The sequence below is a fragment of the Entomospira culicis genome (assembly GCF_028748145.1).
Lineage (GTDB): Bacteria > Spirochaetota > Spirochaetia > WRBN01 > WRBN01 > Entomospira > Entomospira culicis.
This window is the reverse complement of the sequence record NZ_CP118181.1, coordinates 822485-839247: the sequence shown is the minus strand read 5'-3', so window position 1 is coordinate 839247 and position 16763 is coordinate 822485. Positions and strand designations below refer to the sequence as shown.

At 42.6% G+C, this 16763-nt stretch carries 13 protein-coding genes; 8 read left to right on the top strand and 5 right to left on the bottom strand.

All coding sequences use genetic code 11. The features are described from left to right. Positions 1 to 7: 7 nt before the first annotated feature. The 4 genes from PVA46_RS04020 to PVA46_RS04005 form a co-directional block, all read right to left on the bottom strand. Complete coding sequence (locus tag PVA46_RS04020; protein WP_167695473.1) at positions 8 to 1690, bottom strand: sugar phosphorylase; 1683 nt, start codon at positions 1688 to 1690, stop codon at positions 8 to 10. Next, positions 1683 to 4304 (bottom strand): glycoside hydrolase family 38 N-terminal domain-containing protein, encoded by a 2622-nt coding sequence (locus tag PVA46_RS04015; protein WP_167695472.1) that lies wholly within the window; start codon positions 4302 to 4304, stop codon positions 1683 to 1685. The genes PVA46_RS04020 and PVA46_RS04015 overlap by 8 nt, the downstream gene beginning before the upstream one ends. A 27-nt stretch (positions 4305 to 4331) precedes the next feature. Beyond that, complete coding sequence (locus PVA46_RS04010) at positions 4332 to 6299, bottom strand: fructose-specific PTS transporter subunit EIIC (protein ID WP_167695471.1); 1968 nt, start codon at positions 6297 to 6299, stop codon at positions 4332 to 4334. 114 nt (positions 6300 to 6413) lie between these two features. Next, positions 6414 to 7373 carry an aromatic ring-hydroxylating oxygenase subunit alpha gene (locus PVA46_RS04005; RefSeq protein ID WP_167695470.1) on the bottom strand — a complete coding sequence of 320 codons (960 nt, stop codon included), beginning with the start codon at positions 7371 to 7373 and terminating at the stop codon, positions 6414 to 6416. 134 nt (positions 7374 to 7507) lie between these two features. Between PVA46_RS04005 and treP the strand changes: the two genes are divergently transcribed. The 8 genes from treP to PVA46_RS03965 all read left to right on the top strand — a co-directional run bounded on the left by treP (position 7508) and on the right by PVA46_RS03965 (position 15340). After that, entirely contained in the window at positions 7508 to 8911 is a 1404-nt protein-coding gene (gene treP, locus PVA46_RS04000; protein WP_274360262.1) for a PTS system trehalose-specific EIIBC component, read from the top strand. Between the two features lie 17 nt (positions 8912 to 8928). Then, the gene (locus PVA46_RS03995) at positions 8929 to 10584 is read left to right on the top strand and encodes an alpha,alpha-phosphotrehalase (protein ID WP_167695468.1); all 1656 of its coding nucleotides are present in this window, start codon (positions 8929 to 8931) and stop codon (positions 10582 to 10584) included. Positions 10585 to 10644: 60 nt separating this feature from the next. Beyond that, positions 10645 to 11331, top strand: a complete 687-nt coding sequence (locus PVA46_RS03990; protein ID WP_167695467.1) for a hypothetical protein — start codon at positions 10645 to 10647, stop codon at positions 11329 to 11331. Positions 11332 to 11339: 8 nt separating this feature from the next. Then, entirely contained in the window at positions 11340 to 12341 is a 1002-nt protein-coding gene (locus PVA46_RS03985; protein ID WP_167695466.1) for a hypothetical protein, read from the top strand. Between the two features lie 25 nt (positions 12342 to 12366). After that, positions 12367 to 12864, top strand: a complete 498-nt coding sequence (locus PVA46_RS03980) for a hypothetical protein (RefSeq protein WP_167695465.1) — start codon at positions 12367 to 12369, stop codon at positions 12862 to 12864. Between the two features lie 76 nt (positions 12865 to 12940). Continuing rightward, positions 12941 to 13273 (top strand): hypothetical protein, encoded by a 333-nt coding sequence (locus PVA46_RS03975; protein WP_167695464.1) that lies wholly within the window; start codon positions 12941 to 12943, stop codon positions 13271 to 13273. Between the two features lie 68 nt (positions 13274 to 13341). Further along, on the top strand, positions 13342 to 13827 hold the full coding sequence (locus tag PVA46_RS03970; protein ID WP_167695463.1) for a hypothetical protein: 486 nt from the start codon (positions 13342 to 13344) through the stop codon (positions 13825 to 13827). 178 nt (positions 13828 to 14005) lie between these two features. After that, on the top strand, positions 14006 to 15340 hold the full coding sequence (locus tag PVA46_RS03965; protein WP_167695462.1) for an MFS transporter: 1335 nt from the start codon (positions 14006 to 14008) through the stop codon (positions 15338 to 15340). On the opposite strand, the gene dcuC is transcribed toward PVA46_RS03965, so the two are convergent. Beyond that, the gene (gene dcuC, locus PVA46_RS03960) at positions 15337 to 16659 is read right to left on the bottom strand and encodes a C4-dicarboxylate transporter DcuC (protein WP_274360261.1); all 1323 of its coding nucleotides are present in this window, start codon (positions 16657 to 16659) and stop codon (positions 15337 to 15339) included. The genes PVA46_RS03965 and dcuC overlap by 4 nt on opposite strands. Positions 16660 to 16763 lie beyond the last annotated feature (104 nt).

The window sequence follows — 16763 nt, the reverse complement described above, 5'->3', positions numbered from 1 at the left end:
TTATCCTTTACTCTTTTATCCAGAGAAAGGCATAGGCAGGTAGTTGATTGGTGATCTTTACTTTGGGATCGAGGAGATTGATTCCTTGTGGTATTTCGTTTATAAACTGGGATATATTGGAGACGTTGCTTAGGAAATGGATGCGTTCACCGCTGGTTGTGTTGATGCGAATGAGGTGGATGATGGCGGGATTTTCCTCCTGAAGAATCTCTTGTTGTGCGTAGGGCGAAAAGGCGCTATGTTTTTTTCTTATGGTGATAAGTTTAAGGATTCCCTCAAAAATAGCTTTTTTTCGTGTATCATCTTGGAGCGAGGCGATCAGTTGGTTATACTCGAGTTTTTGGCGATTGATGCGACGGTTAATTTGTGTATCCAGAAAGCCCTGATAGTCATTGCGCGAACCAAGGAGACTATGGTAGTAAATCGCCGGAACGCCCACTATCGAAAGGAGTAAGGCATTTGCATTGAGAATTTTTGCTACATGTAAAGAGTCCTCGTCTTGATCATTAATCAGCGCATCATGATAGTTTATGTTCAACTCATAAACTGATTGCGAACCATCGCTATTGGTTTTATAGGAGACTTTTCCCCCATTGTTTAGGGTTTTTTTAACGAGCTTTTCGATCTCCTGCGTAGAGAGAATTCCTTCTACGGGGCGCATTCCAATGCCGTCATGGCTAGATAAAAAGTTGAAGTAGGTTGCCTCAGAAGAAATCGCTTGAATGTCTTTTGCCCAAGTATTGAATTTGGTGGCATTGTGAGTGGTAAACGTGTGTAAGACCAAGGGTGGTAGCGCAAATTGATAGACCATATGTGCTTCATTGTTTTCTCCAAAGTAAGAGATATTCTCTTGATGAGGGACATTTGTCTCGGTAATAATTTGAACATTAGGTGCATAATGCGTTAGTAATAAACGCCAAAATTGTACAATGGCATGGGTTTGTGGGAGATGAAGAGAAGAGGTTCCACTTTCTCGCCATAAAAAGCCAATCGCATCTAAGCGAATGGAGCTTGCCCCACGTTCGACATAGGTAAGGAGAATATCGCTCATATGCATGAGGAGGGGCGGATAGTGATAGTTGAGATCTACTTGATCTTGACTGAAGGTTGTCCATAAATCTTTCGATCCATTGTTGGTGTTAAAGGCATGAAAGAGGGGCGAGGTACGTGGTCGTACAACGCAACTATAATCGAAACCTGCCTCTTTCTCGATGAAATAGTGGCGATAAGGATGCTCTTCGGCAAGATAACCTTTGAGCCAATCGCTTGATTGAGAGATGTGGTTAACGACAAAATCAAACATGAGTCGATAACGCTTCCCTAAGGTTTGCAGATCGTGCCAGTTACCATACGCAGGATTAATAGCTAGATAGTCTACGACAGAGAACCCGTCATCACTGGTAAAGGGGAAGAAGGGTAGTAAGTGAATGTCTGATATCGTGTTAGCTGTCTGGTCTTCTAAAAACCGATTTAAGGTAAGAAACGGGGATTCATCCTTTGTATAGATACTATCAGCATAAGCAATAAGATAAATATTTTTTTCGCTGATGGCTTCACTTTTATGTATGGTTAGGTTGTCCCATTGGGCAAGATGTTCTTCTAACATTGATTGCAGATTACTGGCGGTTTTTTGTGGATAAATGAAGCATAGTTTCTCCATTAATGCATGTATCAGGGTCGATTTAGTCATGATGACTCTCCTTAGGAATGATTTTGATTGTACAAAAGCTAAAGGGTGAAATTTCTATCTGTTCGATCTCTCTTAACTCTTTTTCTAAGAGATTGCATAGATAGATTTTACCTAGCGAATGATCTATTGAGGTGATTTGCGTTTGTGCTGTTGGGTTAAAGAGTCGGATGACGATGTCTTGCGGATTCTCTTCGCTAGGTTTACAGAGATTCATGATGATAGCGTTATTGTGTAAAGTTAATAGCGTTCTCTTGTTGGGCTGATTGCTCTCTTTTAGCGGAATTTCAAAGCGATCGATACGTTCTTTCAGTGAATTGAGCGTTTGTATTTGATAACTCGTAAGAGGCTGTCGGTAGCGATGGAGGTTAGTATACAGATCGCGAATACTATGGTGTTGCCAACTCACGGCATAGTGGAATTCCATACGTTGGTGCAGTTGCGCATGGGGGGTGTATACGACAGTATTATTGATGCCACTGGCCCGTCCAGGGCGGATGGATAAATCGTCTTTGCCGAGTAATCCTACACTGCGAAATAGCGTAAGAGCGATGCTTTGCTTATCCTCTAAGAGGGAGTACTCTTTGATGCCTTGTGTAAAGATACTACACATGTTCTTTTCTTGTTGAACATAGAGCATATTTTCTAAGCCATAGATGGCTTGTGGTGCTTCTACGTAGCCTAGAGCTTGCCAATTTTCTTGATCGATTTGGGTGAGAGGACGTTCTAAAAAGCTAAAGCCTTGATCGCTGTAGCTGGCAGTGGCGGTGAGATTACTATGAATAATGGCACGTAGACGATGGTTAGATGCTGTATTGTCGATGGTGTGGGTAATTTCTAGGAGGGGATTATCTGCATAGAGGGTGAGCGTGGTGCTAGCTTGAATGGATTGATTGTCGAATGTTTGAATGGTATGGCAGAGAGTGAGTGATTGCATCTCTTTTAAGTGGATTGACTGTTGATAATGATAATCCTGAGAAAGGGTGCTCTTTGGTGAGTTAGCTGGGGCGAAGTCGTAAGAGTCCCCAGTATCCTCTTCATCTTGAAAGTGGATAAAATTGCTTAGGTGTTGATGATTTTTCTTATCAAATAGAGAGAGCGAATGATTTTGTAGTTCAATACGATAGTAAGTATTTTCTATGATTGGTTTGGAATTGTTAGCTAGTGGAGTGGCTCTTGGTTGAGTATTCTGTTCGATGAGATAGCTCGTATAGCCAATCTGGGATGGGTAATCGAGTTTGAGTAGTAATGTATGGCGGTAGTAGGGCGGAAGATGTACTTGTTGATCGCCTTGTGCGGTGCTAACGATTTTGCTACCGCCACTGATCTCTTTTACCTGGATGGTTTCAAAGGATAGTGGGTGTTGCTGAAGATCTTTGATATGAATATGACGATGTTCGCTAAAGAGGGTGAGTTTGTGATGTTGTGCACTTGCACTAGCGTGTGTAAAGAAGAGAAGAAACATCTGTTGATTTGGTGGCGATATTGCATGGCTTATCTCTTTTTTCAGGAGATTAATCGCGCCGTCGCAGAGACGCTTGGCCTGATCGAGTCGATGTATGATTTGATCATTTGTCTCATCGCTATTACAGCCACCTAAGCTATCGTGAGATTGTGCGTCAAAGAGTTTTCGCCAAATTTGATCGATGAGTGTTTTGGGATAGTCGATCTGAATGGTGCTGGCGATGACCCCTAGTGGTTCTAGTTGGTGTAGAAGAAGTTGTTCCACTTGATAGCTCTTATATTTAATGTCATAGCGTTGCGACTTAATGGTTGTATGAATGCGCGAGCGTTGGGATGCTGTAAGTTCGCCATGAATAATATTCGTGATCGGATTATTACGCCAACTCTCCTGCATGAATGTTTCGTAATCGCTCAAGATGAAGGTATACTCTTCTTGCATGCTGTTGAGTTTTTCAATGGTTTGGGGAAAGTGAGCTCTTGCCAAAACTTGATCGCCACCGGCAGGAAGCAGGAGTGCTGGCGTATCTTGGTTCATCTCTTGGAGTTTTTGAAGCATAGGGCGAAGCGTTTCTTGATAGTAGGAGGGGGTACTTTGTAAGAATTTACCAGCCCCATAGCCTAAAAAGAGATTGTTCGTGGGGATGCGTTGCGCATCGGGAGATTGCCAATAGAAATGGAGATTTTTTGCTAAATCTGCCGTACGAATTCCGCGTTGCAAAATTGCCCAATCTATTTCCATTTCTAGGAATATGGCAGGTAAGTAAGCATGTTGACCAAAGACATCAGGGAGATAACCAATATTCATGCTGTGCCCTAGATGGTTCGCGATTCTTTTGCCGTGTAGCAGGTTTCGAATGAGCGACTCGGTGTGAACAAGGAGCGTGTCGCACTGGGTGTACCAAGGGCCGATAAAAAGGCGCTTGGCTTTCACGAGAGCTTCTATACGGGATCGCTCTTGGGGGTAGAGGTATAAAAATTCTTCTATAACCGAACTTTGTCCATCAAATGTATAAGAACTAAATTTTGGATCGCTTTCTAGCAGATCTAACAGATAAGGTAAATTTCGATACAAAATAAGGTTCGAGTCCTCTAGCGTAAAGTACCACTCTCTATCCCAATGCGAGTGTGCAACAACGTGGACAGGTCTTTTCATGTAAATAGATCCTCCTTGTAATAAATTTTAGAGTTGATTCTTTTTGAATTTTTTGAGAAGATAAAATCGAACAAACACATTACTAATGGCGATAAATAAGACGCCTGCTAGTAAGCCAACCAGATAGGCCCACAAGTTTTCTACCAAAGGCCATCCCCAGATTGCCGGTAAGGGGTTCCATTGTACTGCGCCCAAAGCTACGGCGGTAGTAGCCCCGATTATGGCGCCAAGAATATTGAGTGGTATGGTAATGAGGGGATTTTTCAACATAAAGGGAATTGCTCCTTCACTTATGGCGATAAATCCTAGGATAATGGATGAGGAACCCACGATGCGTAGCTCTTCGCTGTAGACATGTCTTCCTACGAGATATTTATCGATAACAGTGGAGAGTCCAAGTCCGATGGGGGGAATTACGATAGCTAATACCCGCCCAGTAAGTGGAAAGATCGCATCGGCGGCTAAACCAATGGCAATAGCTCCGGCGGCTTTATTGATAGGTCCACCTAAATCAAATGCGGTGGCTGCGGCAATGATTGCTACCAGCATTAATTCACTGCCTGTATCAAAAGCACGAATGGATTTCTCCATCCAGCTGTTGAGGGCACCAAATACCGGGTCGACAAAGTAGAAGTTCGCAATAAAGATGATCAACACCGAGATGCCAGGAATGAGAAACATCGGCTTCATGGCGACTAAATTTTTGCTTAATTTAATATGTTGATTCAAAAAGCGTGCAACATATCCAGCAAGTAAACCTAAGAACATTGCTCCGAGGAAGCCTGAGGCGACGCCACTAATACCCCATAGGCTAAAGTGGAGTCCTGCAGCAAAGCTTCCTCCGATAAATCCCGGTACAATACCTTGGCGATCGGCAAGAGAATAGGCGGCATAGGCACCAAAAATAGGATAGATAAAGCGAAAAATCAAGCCACCAAATCGATCAAGATTACCCAGTAAAAGATAAAAGGCGTTCTCGCTTTGGAGAAATTGCCCCATATTATCGATTTGCCCCATAGCCATTGCCGTAAGCTTTGCCAACCCCATCATTAACCCCGCGGCAACAATGACGGGAATCATGTAAGAGATACCGGTCATAATGGCTTGCATCATCTCGCTTAATAAAGAGTGCTTCTTGTTTTGATCCGTATCATTCTCCATCGCCGTAGTTTCTACTCTACCATCAGGGTTGGTGAGTACGCGCGTGATTAACTCTTCAGCATGTTTGAGAGGTTGCGCCACCTTTACGGATATATAGGGAAGTCCCACAAAGCGCTCGATCTCTTTGGGGGCGATGTCGCAGGCAATAATGAGTGCATCTGCCTGTGCAATGAGAGTTTGGGTGTGCTTATCTTCTAAGCCATTAGCGCCCTGTTTTTCTACGAGTATATCTATATCGAGCGCTTTTCCTGCTTTAACGAGCGCCTCGGCAGCCATGTATGTATGTGCGATACCCGTAGCGCAGGCGGTAATAGCTAGAACACGTTTTTTTTGGGATATGGTGGCAGATGATTGCGTTCGGTGTTTGTCTTGGATGTCTATTTTATCGAGTGCGTGAAGAATCTCTTTGGGTGTCGTTCCGTGGATAAGATCATCGATGAAATTTTGGTTGAGTAATGCCGTAGAGAGTGTTGCCAAGAGTTTCATTTGCTCATTGCTTTTTCCTTCTTGAGGAATTGCTAATAAGAAGATGAGTTGTACTTGGTTCTCTTCGTCTAAGCTAGGCCAATCTTTAATGACTTTTTTCGTGCGCATAAAGGCGAATCCGCTCTTTATTACAGCAGAAGATCTCCCATGCGGAATGGCAATACCTTGCTCAAAGCCGGTGGGGGACTCTTCTTCTCGCGTGAAAACATCCTGAAGATATTGTTGCTTATTGCTAATATAGCCTGCTTTTTCTAGTTGATCGGCTAAGTGATCTAATACTTGCGCCCGCGTAGAAGCTTCATGTTCTAATAGAATTAAGCTCTCTTGGGTCATATTGCGTATGTGCATAGGAAAAACTCCTCCATTCTCTATAAGGATAGTATACAGGGGGTATCGCCTATGGTTATAAAGTGAGGAGTTTTTTCTTTTTTTAAAAATTTTGGAAAAATTTAATCATACTCGTTAATATAATTGTTGCTCTTCCCTGCCTTTACGATAGAGAATAATGGGGCTCTCTTGCGGTAGGAGAATTTCACCCATATGATAATCGCTTTTGTCGGGGCGTTGGGTCATCACGACGTCGTGATCTTCTTGGAGGATCTTTTGGCTGAATTGTAGTCCAAAGTGCCTTACGATGGAGCCAAATAAGGGAATTTCGTGGTAGTAGCGCATGTAAATGAGGGTGTGATGTTCGTCGATGGGGCTAAAGGCGAGAACGGCGCGCGCTTTGTTGTAGAGATAATTTTGCCAGATGTTGGGCCAGACAAACTCAAGATGAAAGCGCGAGAAGTCGTGCGCAGGATGCTTTTTGTGATCGACAACTTGTCCGGTATCTTGATGAAAATCGGTCTTGGTGAGAAAGCCTCTTTCATTTTTTTCGAGCATAGGCATGTCGATGACGGTTTTATTTCCGCGTCCAATCGTCTTTTTATGGACAATAGGCACATGGGCAAAATCTAGTTGATTCTCTATACAACGTGTATAGTGGCAATTCCACAAATGTGTAGACTCACGGTAGGGCATGGTATCGGGGAGGTTTTCGAACCACGGTACGGGTGGATAATGTTCTAACGCTTCGCCGTACCATAGCCAGATAAAACCGTGGGCTTCTTGCACCGGCCACGATTTAACGCACATGTTTTTGGGAACTTCGGCGGACAATCCATTGGCGGGAATGGCAGTTGCCTTGCCCTCTTGATTAAAGCGAATGGCGTGAAAAGGACAGGCGATTTCATTCTGTTCGGTGAGTTCTCCATGAGCAAGGCTTGCTCCACGGTGAGGACATTTATTGTCTAGGGCGACGATCGTTTTATCTTTTTGTCTAAAAAATAGAATCTCTTCGCCAAAGCGTCGTTTAAGGAGTGGTTTTTTATATTTAATTTCTTCTGCTGATAAGACAGCGTACCATCGATTTATGTTCATACCATACATAATATATAAAATTTCTTTTCACGTCAAGGATGATTTTTTTTCATACTTTTGCTTTACAAATGGCGCGAGTCGATTTATAATGATATTATGAAAAAAGGAAAAATAATAACAAAGGGAGGGCAATGATGCAATATCAAGATGAGGCACAGTTATTATTGGATGCGGTGGGTGGTAGAGAAAATATCATGAGGGTTACGCACTGTGTAACACGGATGCGATTTGTTTTGCGAGATTTGGCATTGGCAGATAAAGATAAGATTCAAAAGATCACGATGGTTAAGGGACTCTTTGCGCAGGCGGGACAGTTTCAAGTGATTATCGGTAATGAGGTTGCCGATTTTTATCAGACATTCATTGCGCTTGCGGGCATCGAAGAGAGCTCTAAAGAGAGCGTGAAAGAGGCAGCCAAGGATAACATGACGATGCTTCAACGGTTGATGGCGAACCTTGCCGAGATCTTTTCGCCGTTAATCCCTGCAATTATTACGGGTGGATTGATTTTAGGATTTCGGAATGTAATTGGCGATATCGCTTTTTTTGACGAAGGCACCCAGACGTTGGTGGATAAATCGCAATTTTGGTCGGGCGTACACGCCTTTCTTTGGCTCATTGGTGAGGCAATTTTTCACTTTCTCCCCGTAGGCATCACGTGGTCTATTACCCGGAAGATGGGTAGTACGCAAATTTTGGGTATCGTCTTAGGATTAACGCTCACTTCGCCACAGCTTCTCAATGCCTACGCGGTTGCCGGTGGGGCGGAGATTCCTTTTTGGGATTTTGGCTTTGCCAAGATGAATATGATTGGCTATCAAGCACAGGTGATTCCGGCGATGTTGGCGGGGTTTGCGTTGGTCTATTTAGAGCGCTTTTGGCGTAAGATTACGCCCGAGGCAATTTCGATGATCATTGTGCCCTTTTTTGCGCTTGTACCAACGGTTATCTTAGCACATGCGTTGCTTGGTCCTATGGGTTGGATCATCGGATCGGCGATTTCTCAGGTGGTGTATAGTGGCTTGACATCTGCATTTGGCTGGCTTTTTGCGTTGATTTTTGGCTTCTTCTATGCTCCACTGGTCATTACTGGTTTGCATCACATGACCAACGCGATCGACTTACAATTGATGGCTGAATTCGGGGGAACGATGCTCTGGCCGATGATCGCGCTCTCTAATATTGCACAAGGCTCGGCGGTTTTAGCGATGATTATGCTACACCGTCAGGATAAAAAAGAGCAACAAGTTGCCATCCCTGCCACCATATCGGCCTACCTAGGAGTAACTGAACCAGCAATGTTTGGAATCAACCTCAAGTACGGCTATCCCTTTTTGATGGGCATGATTGGCTCAGGATTGGCTGGCTTATTCTCGGTAGCTACGGGAGTCATGGCAAATTCGATTGGGGTCGGCGGGCTTCCGGGAATTCTCTCTATTCAACCTAAGTTCATGTTACTCTTCCTTATCGCAATGAGCATTGCGGTGATTGTCCCACTCATCTTGACATTAGGCTGGTCAAAACGCGTAAAAAATTGATAAAGAAGGATAATGTTATGCATTTTAACAAAATGAGCATTTATCAAATTTACCCTCGCTCTTTTTACGACAGTAATGGCGATGGGGTGGGTGACTTGGCGGGAATTACCGCCAAGCTTGACTATCTAAAAGAGCTGGGAATTGATATGATTTGGATTACCCCATTTTTTCTTTCTCCACAACGAGATAATGGCTATGATGTGGCAGATTATTATCAGATCGATCCGCTCTTTGGAACGATGGCAGATTTTGAGGAACTCTTGGCAAAGGGCAAGGCACTTGGCATCGAATTTATGTTGGATATGGTCTTTAATCACACCTCAACGGAACATGCTTGGTTTCAGTCGGCGCTGGCTGGCGATGAAGCGAAGCAAGCATACTATATCTTTCGTGATGGAGCTGAAATTCCAACCAATTGGCTCTCTAAATTTGGTGGGTCAGCTTGGCAATATGTTTCGCATTTAGATAAACATTATCTCCACCTTTTCGATGTTACTCAAGCCGATCTCAACTGGAAAAATGAAGCCGTTCGTCAAGAGTTAATTAAGGTGATTAATTATTGGATCGATAAGGGAGTGATGGGTTTTCGCTTTGATGTGATTAACCTAATCGACAAGGGTGATTTTATTGACGATAATCATGGAGATGGTCGCAAGTATTACACCGATGGTGTGCGAGTAAATGATTACTTAACTGAATTAAACAAATTGAGTTTCGGGAAAAACCCCACGATGGTTACGGTGGGTGAGATGTCTTCTACCACGATTGAGGCTGCCGTTGGCTATAGTGCGAGGTTAGAGAATCGTTTACGTATGATCTTCAATTTTCATCATTTAAAGGTCGATTATGAGGCTGGAGAGAAGTGGAGTGTTAAGCAATTTTCTTTGGTCGAGCTGAAAAAAATCCTCTTTGATTGGCAGTTGGGCGTACAGGCAGGTGATGGTTGGCAGGCGCTCTTTTGGTCGAACCATGATCAACCGCGGGTGGTTTCTCGTTTTGGCGCCAGTGATCCTGCCTATCGAGTTATTTCGGCAAAAATGCTCGCCAACGCGATGTACTTACTACGTGGTACCCCCTTTATCTATCAAGGGGAGGAGATTGGTTTACCTAACGCGAGTTTTATGGATATTCATCAATATAGAGATGTTGAAACGCATAATTATTATCAAATTTTGCGTGAGAAAGGTCTCGTACATGATGCGGTAATGAAGATTTTAGCGGTGAAGTCTCGGGATCACGGTCGCACCCCAATGCCTTGGTCGGGAGGCGATGCCCACGCCGGCTTTTCCACCACAGAACCGTGGCTAGGTCTCATCGAGGCCTATCGAGACATTAATGTGGAAGATGCATTGCAAGATAATAATTCTATTTTCTATCATTATAAAGAGTTAATTGCTATGCGTAAAGCATATTCGATCATCAGCGAAGGCGAGATCATTCCGCATTTAATGGAGCATTCTCAATTAATGGTGTACGAGCGCAGGCTTTTTCCCCAACGACTTTTAGTGATTACTAATTTTAGTAAGAATAACGTTGCTCTAGATTTATCCACCGTGGCATTAGAGGAATTTTTATTTGGTGATATGCTTTTGCATAATTATACATATAGTGTCGTACAAAATTCTACCCTCCATCTGCGCCCCTACGAGAGCCTCTGCTTTGCATTAATCTAAAAAATAGTAGAGACTTTTTATTGCATAATTACCTAAATTGTGTTATGATTATAGGTAGTTATGGCTAAAAAAAGTTCTTATGATATTGATGCCGATCTTTTTGCGATGCAATATTTTAATTGTTATAAGCAGTGGTATCCCTTACTTAGAGAGATATCGCTCTTATCTAATAAGCTCTTGCTGGAAAAGCAGGTTGATACTAATATGCTACTCGAGATAGATCAGCGGATTTATAATCCCATCTTCGTGCGTAATTCCTTGCTCTTTGCCTATAGCATGTACCAGTGGAGAGAACCCAAGTACTCGCTTGAGCCCATCACCGTGAGTGTAGAGCAACGCAAAGAGGCTATCAGTGCTCCCGAACGTTTCTTTTCGCATCATCTTATCTCTTTTGGAAATTTACACCGCGATCATAATGATTTACTCAATATCGACTTACGCGTAACGCCCAGTTCTGTTAATATGTTGGAGGAGTTAATTCCTTTTAACATATCACACCCACATCAAAACTATTTGGATGGCTTTTTCTTCGAAATTCTCTTTACATATTATGTAGATAGGCAGAATCTCTTTCTTAACGCCTATTTTGAGAATCTTGGAGTTACTAAGTCTCAATGTTTGAAGCGGCAAGATTTTGAGTATATCGCCACCGTATTACAAAATTACGAGCTTCCCAACTATATATTGGCGCATCAATCGGTGGTGAACAATTTACGTAAAGCATTAGCGATGATTAAGGTTAATTAGGAGAGATTATGTCAGCAAAAACAATGATTGAGAGCTTCTTATCCATGAACAACGTGGGGAAGATTGACGAAATTGGCACGAGTGTGATTAATAACGTGAAGCCTATCTCTAACGATATTTTGAGTACCATTTCCAAGCGTACTTATGATGTGGAGAAGCAGCAGCTCACCAGTGTGAACGATCAAGCGCGTGAGGCTTTGGCCTCGTTGGAAGCACCGGCACCCTCTAGCGAGCCTTCGCAGGGATTAATTCCCAAGTTTTTAAGTAAACTCGGGCGCACGCTCTTTACTGGCGAGGCTCCTACTGTTGCTAAAGCCGAACTTAAAGCAATTGACATTACCAATAACTTAGAGAACATGCTTTATAAGGTTGCGGATAATTTGAAAGTTGATGAAAAAGATTTGATGAAATTCAATGCTGCAATTGAGAAAGCTATCAGTGATCTTGATAAAATCAACATGGAAGTACGCAGTGTCATTGAGGGCGGTAACACTATGAACGCCAATGAGGAGACTTGGTCTTCATTACTAGAGAAAAATGCAGATTTAACGACACAGGTGGGAGTCTTTAAGACGATTACCCTCTCGATTGAGAATCAACTTAAGATTAACCGCAACCTCCAGCGTTCCACCAAAAAATCGATTAATCAAATTCTTCCTATTTGGCGATCGGTTGTTGCTAATAGTTTGAGTAGTAGTAGTTTAAATGAGGTTGCCGAGTCTGCGAAACAGACTAATGAAGCACTTGATATGTTTTTGGAGAAGTCGATTAATCAACAACAAGAGCTTGCTAGTACAGTGCGAGAGTTGGAGCAGTCGAAATTGGAGATGCCACGTAAAATTGCCTCTTATTTAGATGTGCTCAATGAGATTCAGAATGAGATTGAGGATATCTATATTCAATCCGAAAAAGATCGTATGGAAAACACCAAGATGTTGCAAGACAAATTGGACTTTTTAAATGCCAAAACCATCGATGTTGAAGTAGAAGAGCAGAATCCTCTGTTGTAAAATTGTCTCTAATAAGGAGTAGCCGATGTCTAGCGATACCCTTGGTGCGACGTTCTCTTATGGTCGCTCCATTTTTGACTTAAGTTCCTATAGTACTAAGGTGCAACTCCTTTTAAGTACGGAAAATATGCCTTATGATGAGCAGTATAAAGAGTTCCTTTTACGTGGGCTTGCCCTGAATCAGCGGGTACTGGAGGCAAAGGCGCGTTATCCGTTGGGGGCGGGGGAAATTTCGGAATTCTACCAAAAATTTTTACTCAAAATCAGCAACCAACCGCTCCATTACGATAAGGCCTCTCGCTTTTTTTCCACGTTGGAAACGATGATCGATAACCTAGCAACATCTGGTCCTATGCACGACGACTCTGATGAGATGGACGAGTTAATTGAGTCTTTGAGCTTTAATTTATCGCGAGTAAAACGTCGTGAAGAGCAAACCAATCGCCTAAAAGATCTTCTCCGTAATGCTGAGATGATGAAACGTGATATCATGGCCGGAACGTTCGATGAGGAGGAGGTGTAATACTTGCAAATGAACGAAGATAAAGAGGAAAAAAAAGAAGCCAAGAAAAATTGAGCCTAGTGAGACTGCTCAAGCTATGTGGGGGTTAGTCGGGTATTTAGGGTCTCAAAAGAAAAAGGAAGAGGAGGAAGAATTTGATCCGTTAGACGTAAATGATGATCTACTGGATGACTCTTTTAGCTTATTTGTAGGGTACTTTATATTGATTTTCATTATAGTACTTTATCTTGGGCTATTTTTTCTCGTGTTGGCTCTGTCTATCTATTTTTTAGATGTAAATTCTCGACTAGGCAGGGGCATTATTTATGTTTTAGGCGTAGCCTTTGCTTTTCCTATTATTTATATCAAGCCATTGTGGTACAAGATAGCCAACTATCTAAAAGAGAAATTTCCTAGCGACCGCAAGTAAGATAAAAATCTCTCTTTATCTTGTTGCGATGATAATTTTTTGATTTTTTTGCGATTTAGGAGGAAGCCTTGGTTTATAGCTTGAGGATTGATAATATTTCGAGTGATACGGTATTAGATCCAAAAAAAGAGGCGCTATTGCACCAATTTACTGATTACCTGCTTAATTTAATGGATAAGGAGATTATGCCTAAAATTCATCCGCATTGGTATGAAGCTTGGCAGGCGCAACTGGCTAGCATCCGTACGATTACCATGGAATTTAGTGGCGCGTTTTGCTATCTTCACTTTGTTGATGCGGAAGTGATAGCGAGTAACTATCCTTTTCCAGGCGTGTCGAGTAAGGGAATCTATCGTACGAGCTTGGATGAATCTTTTTGTCTGAATTATCGGGGCGAACTCTTTGTGGCAGTTGATATTATTTTTGAGAATGGCTATATGATTTATTTTGATATCCACGATTTTGGTAATGAGCGTGAAGAGCTTATTCCTAGCCAGATTGATGCGCTTGAACCGCTCTATAGCTTAGAGCAAGAGATCAAAATACGACAATAAACCAAGAGATGAAGAAGCATATGATAAAGAACGATTTGATTGAGAAAAAGGCTTTTTTATTAGACAGAATAATGCTTATGCATTAAATAATATTCGCTATTTTTATCCAACCAAAAGCCTTGAATATTTTGTAAAAACATGTTATTATCCATAAATAGTTTTAATGAAAGGATCGTCTATGCCAAATAAATTGTTTTATCGTAGTTTTGCGGGAGTGCTCTTGGTGGGGTTATTACAGACCCAAGTAGGAGGGATTATTGGGCAGTATTTGTCGCTTTTTTACACCGATGTTATGCATTTCGACTTAACCTTTGTGAAGTGGGTATTGGTTATTGCGATTATGTGGGACGCACTTAACGAACCGATTGAAGGGCTGATTATTGATAATATTAAGCACACGCGCTGGGGAAAGTATCGTAAAATTAGCTTTTTCGGCAATATTTTTTTGGCAATATTTACCATTGCTCTCTTTTGGATGCCTTTTGGTTGGAGCTTACAGCAAAAGATGGTGTACGCGTTTGTTTTGAATATTTTATGGCGCGTAGCCTACAGCTTTGTTCCTTTAATGCCTTTGACGGCGGGAATTACGGCGAATCCTAGGTTGCGTATCTGGGTGGCGAATGGTCAGCGCCTTTTGATTTTAGGCGTAGGGCTGTTGGTGGCGCAATTTTATCCTGTCGTCAGTTATTTTGGTGAGGCGAGTATGGAGGTTGGATTTCGCTATGCGATTGTGATTTATGTGCTTCCATTGTTTTTATTCTCTTTTTTGGGAAGTTGGTTGATTCGTGAACCACAAAGTAGCGCATCGTTGGAGAAATTTCGTTATCGAGATTTTTTTGGTGTGCTCAAAAAGAATCGTCCTTTTCGCATTTTTTTGATCTTTGCATTGCTCAACAGCTTGATTATGCCCTTTATGAATGTCGGGTTTATCTACTATGTGAAGTATCAGTTGGGCGAAGAGGCGATTGGCGGTCTCTTTCGTCTTGCGATGATTGGCTTTGCTACGGGCGTGGCGTTATCGGGGATTTTGGCGCGTTACGTGGAGCGTAAGATTTTATTAAGTTTAACTTATGCATTACTTATAACGATATTTATTCTCTTTTTCTTCTCGATGCAAGGCATGCAAACGTTGATTTATCCGCTATATGGTGCGATTAATTTATTACTAGGTATTGCTTTGGTGGTGAATTCGACTTTACAGATGGAGATCATCGATTACCATGAATTCTCTTTTCATGAACGTCCGGCGGCGATCATTAGTTCGATTACCCAGTTTATCGAGAAGGCGCAGTGGGCGGTTGCTAGCTGGGTTACCTTGAGCGTTTTAAAGTGGAGTGGCTTTGAGCCAAATGTGGCAATGACGCAAGAGACACTTTGGAGCTTAGCCTTAGTCATCTTTATGTTACCTGCCATTTTCAGCCTTTTTACATTGATTACCTTGCAGTTTTACCCGATAACTTATCGAGAGATGGAGGAAATTGGTCATCATTTTGAACAAAAGCGTAGAGATTAGGAGTGAAGAAAGAGGTGTAAGATCAAAATTCCCCACGCCATAAGTACCGCTGGGTAGGTGCGGTGCATGATGGCGCGCAAGGAGATATCTAACTGTTTGCTGGTAACAATCATGACCGCCGCCAGGATCGAAAAGGTACGGCTGGTGTGCGCGGTAACTTCAAGGAGCGTGGCTAATTTCCACCCCTCAACGCCTGAAATGTCGGCAAAGAGCGGAACAAAAGGCGCTAGACCAAAGTAGAGCGCCAAGCCACTCCCGCTGATGAGCGCTACAAAGATAATGCTCATCATGAGAAGGAAGATTAGGGCAATAGCTGGGAGCTGTTGTGCTTGCATAAGCTGGAGCATTTGCTCGATGATGCCTAGCTCCTTAATGGCTTGGACAAAGAGCCCCGCGCTGATCACGATGGAGCCAACTTGTATTAATCCCGTCGCCATGCCTTGCCAGATGTGAGCCAGATGTTGGGTGGCGATTTTGAGGGATCGGTTAAGAAAGAGGTCTACGATCCAGGCAATACCCAACGCCATAAAGAGCATTGCCATGATATCAACTTCTTGCTCTTTGACGACGAGGGCGTAGAAAGTGAAGAGAATCAAGGGGAGAAAGGGCAACGGCGCAAGAAACCATTGGATTGGCGTAATTGACTCTTCTGTTTGGAAATTTTTTTCTTGTAAATCTAATTTTTGTAATGCTTTATCTTGTCGATACTGCCAGATACCATGCGTGATAGCCATAGCAAAGAGCATCGGTAGGGTGATTGTATAGCTAAGTGCGATATAGTCGTTGATACTAAGATTAAGTGCCTGTGCCGAGAGGTGCGTCTCCACCGCAAGGGGGCTGGGTAGAATACCCGTAGCGCTAACGATAACCGCAGCAATTGCTGGCTTACTGATGCCCACTTTTTTCAGAATCGGATAGAAGGTACTGAGAAGCAATATTGCAAGGGCTGCTGCACTGGTAATCACCAAGGAGAGCAGACTGGCTAAGAGAAAAAGCGCGATGAGCAGGATGTAGGGTTGTCTAAGTTTCATCAACGGCCTACTCACGAGGGTGATAAGCGCTTGATTCGCCCCGATACGTTGCATGTAGTGGCTGTAGCCAAAGAGCATCATAATAATGAGGGCGATATTATGAAAGCTATTTTTTATCGATATTAAAATAATCGCCATCGGATCCTTGTCGATAAGACCCAACAGATGCCCAGCATAAAGCAAGCTTGAGGCTATTAAGATTAACCAAACACTTATCTCTAAACCTCGTATTAATCCTATCACCAAAAGAGATAACGCTACACCTAAGAGTATCATGGATAGATTCATGCTCTTTAGTCTAGCCGATTTGATGCATATGATCAATATCGATGAATATATCCAAGTAGGAAACCGATAATGAGAGGAGAATAACTAAAAAAATAAGAGGCGTA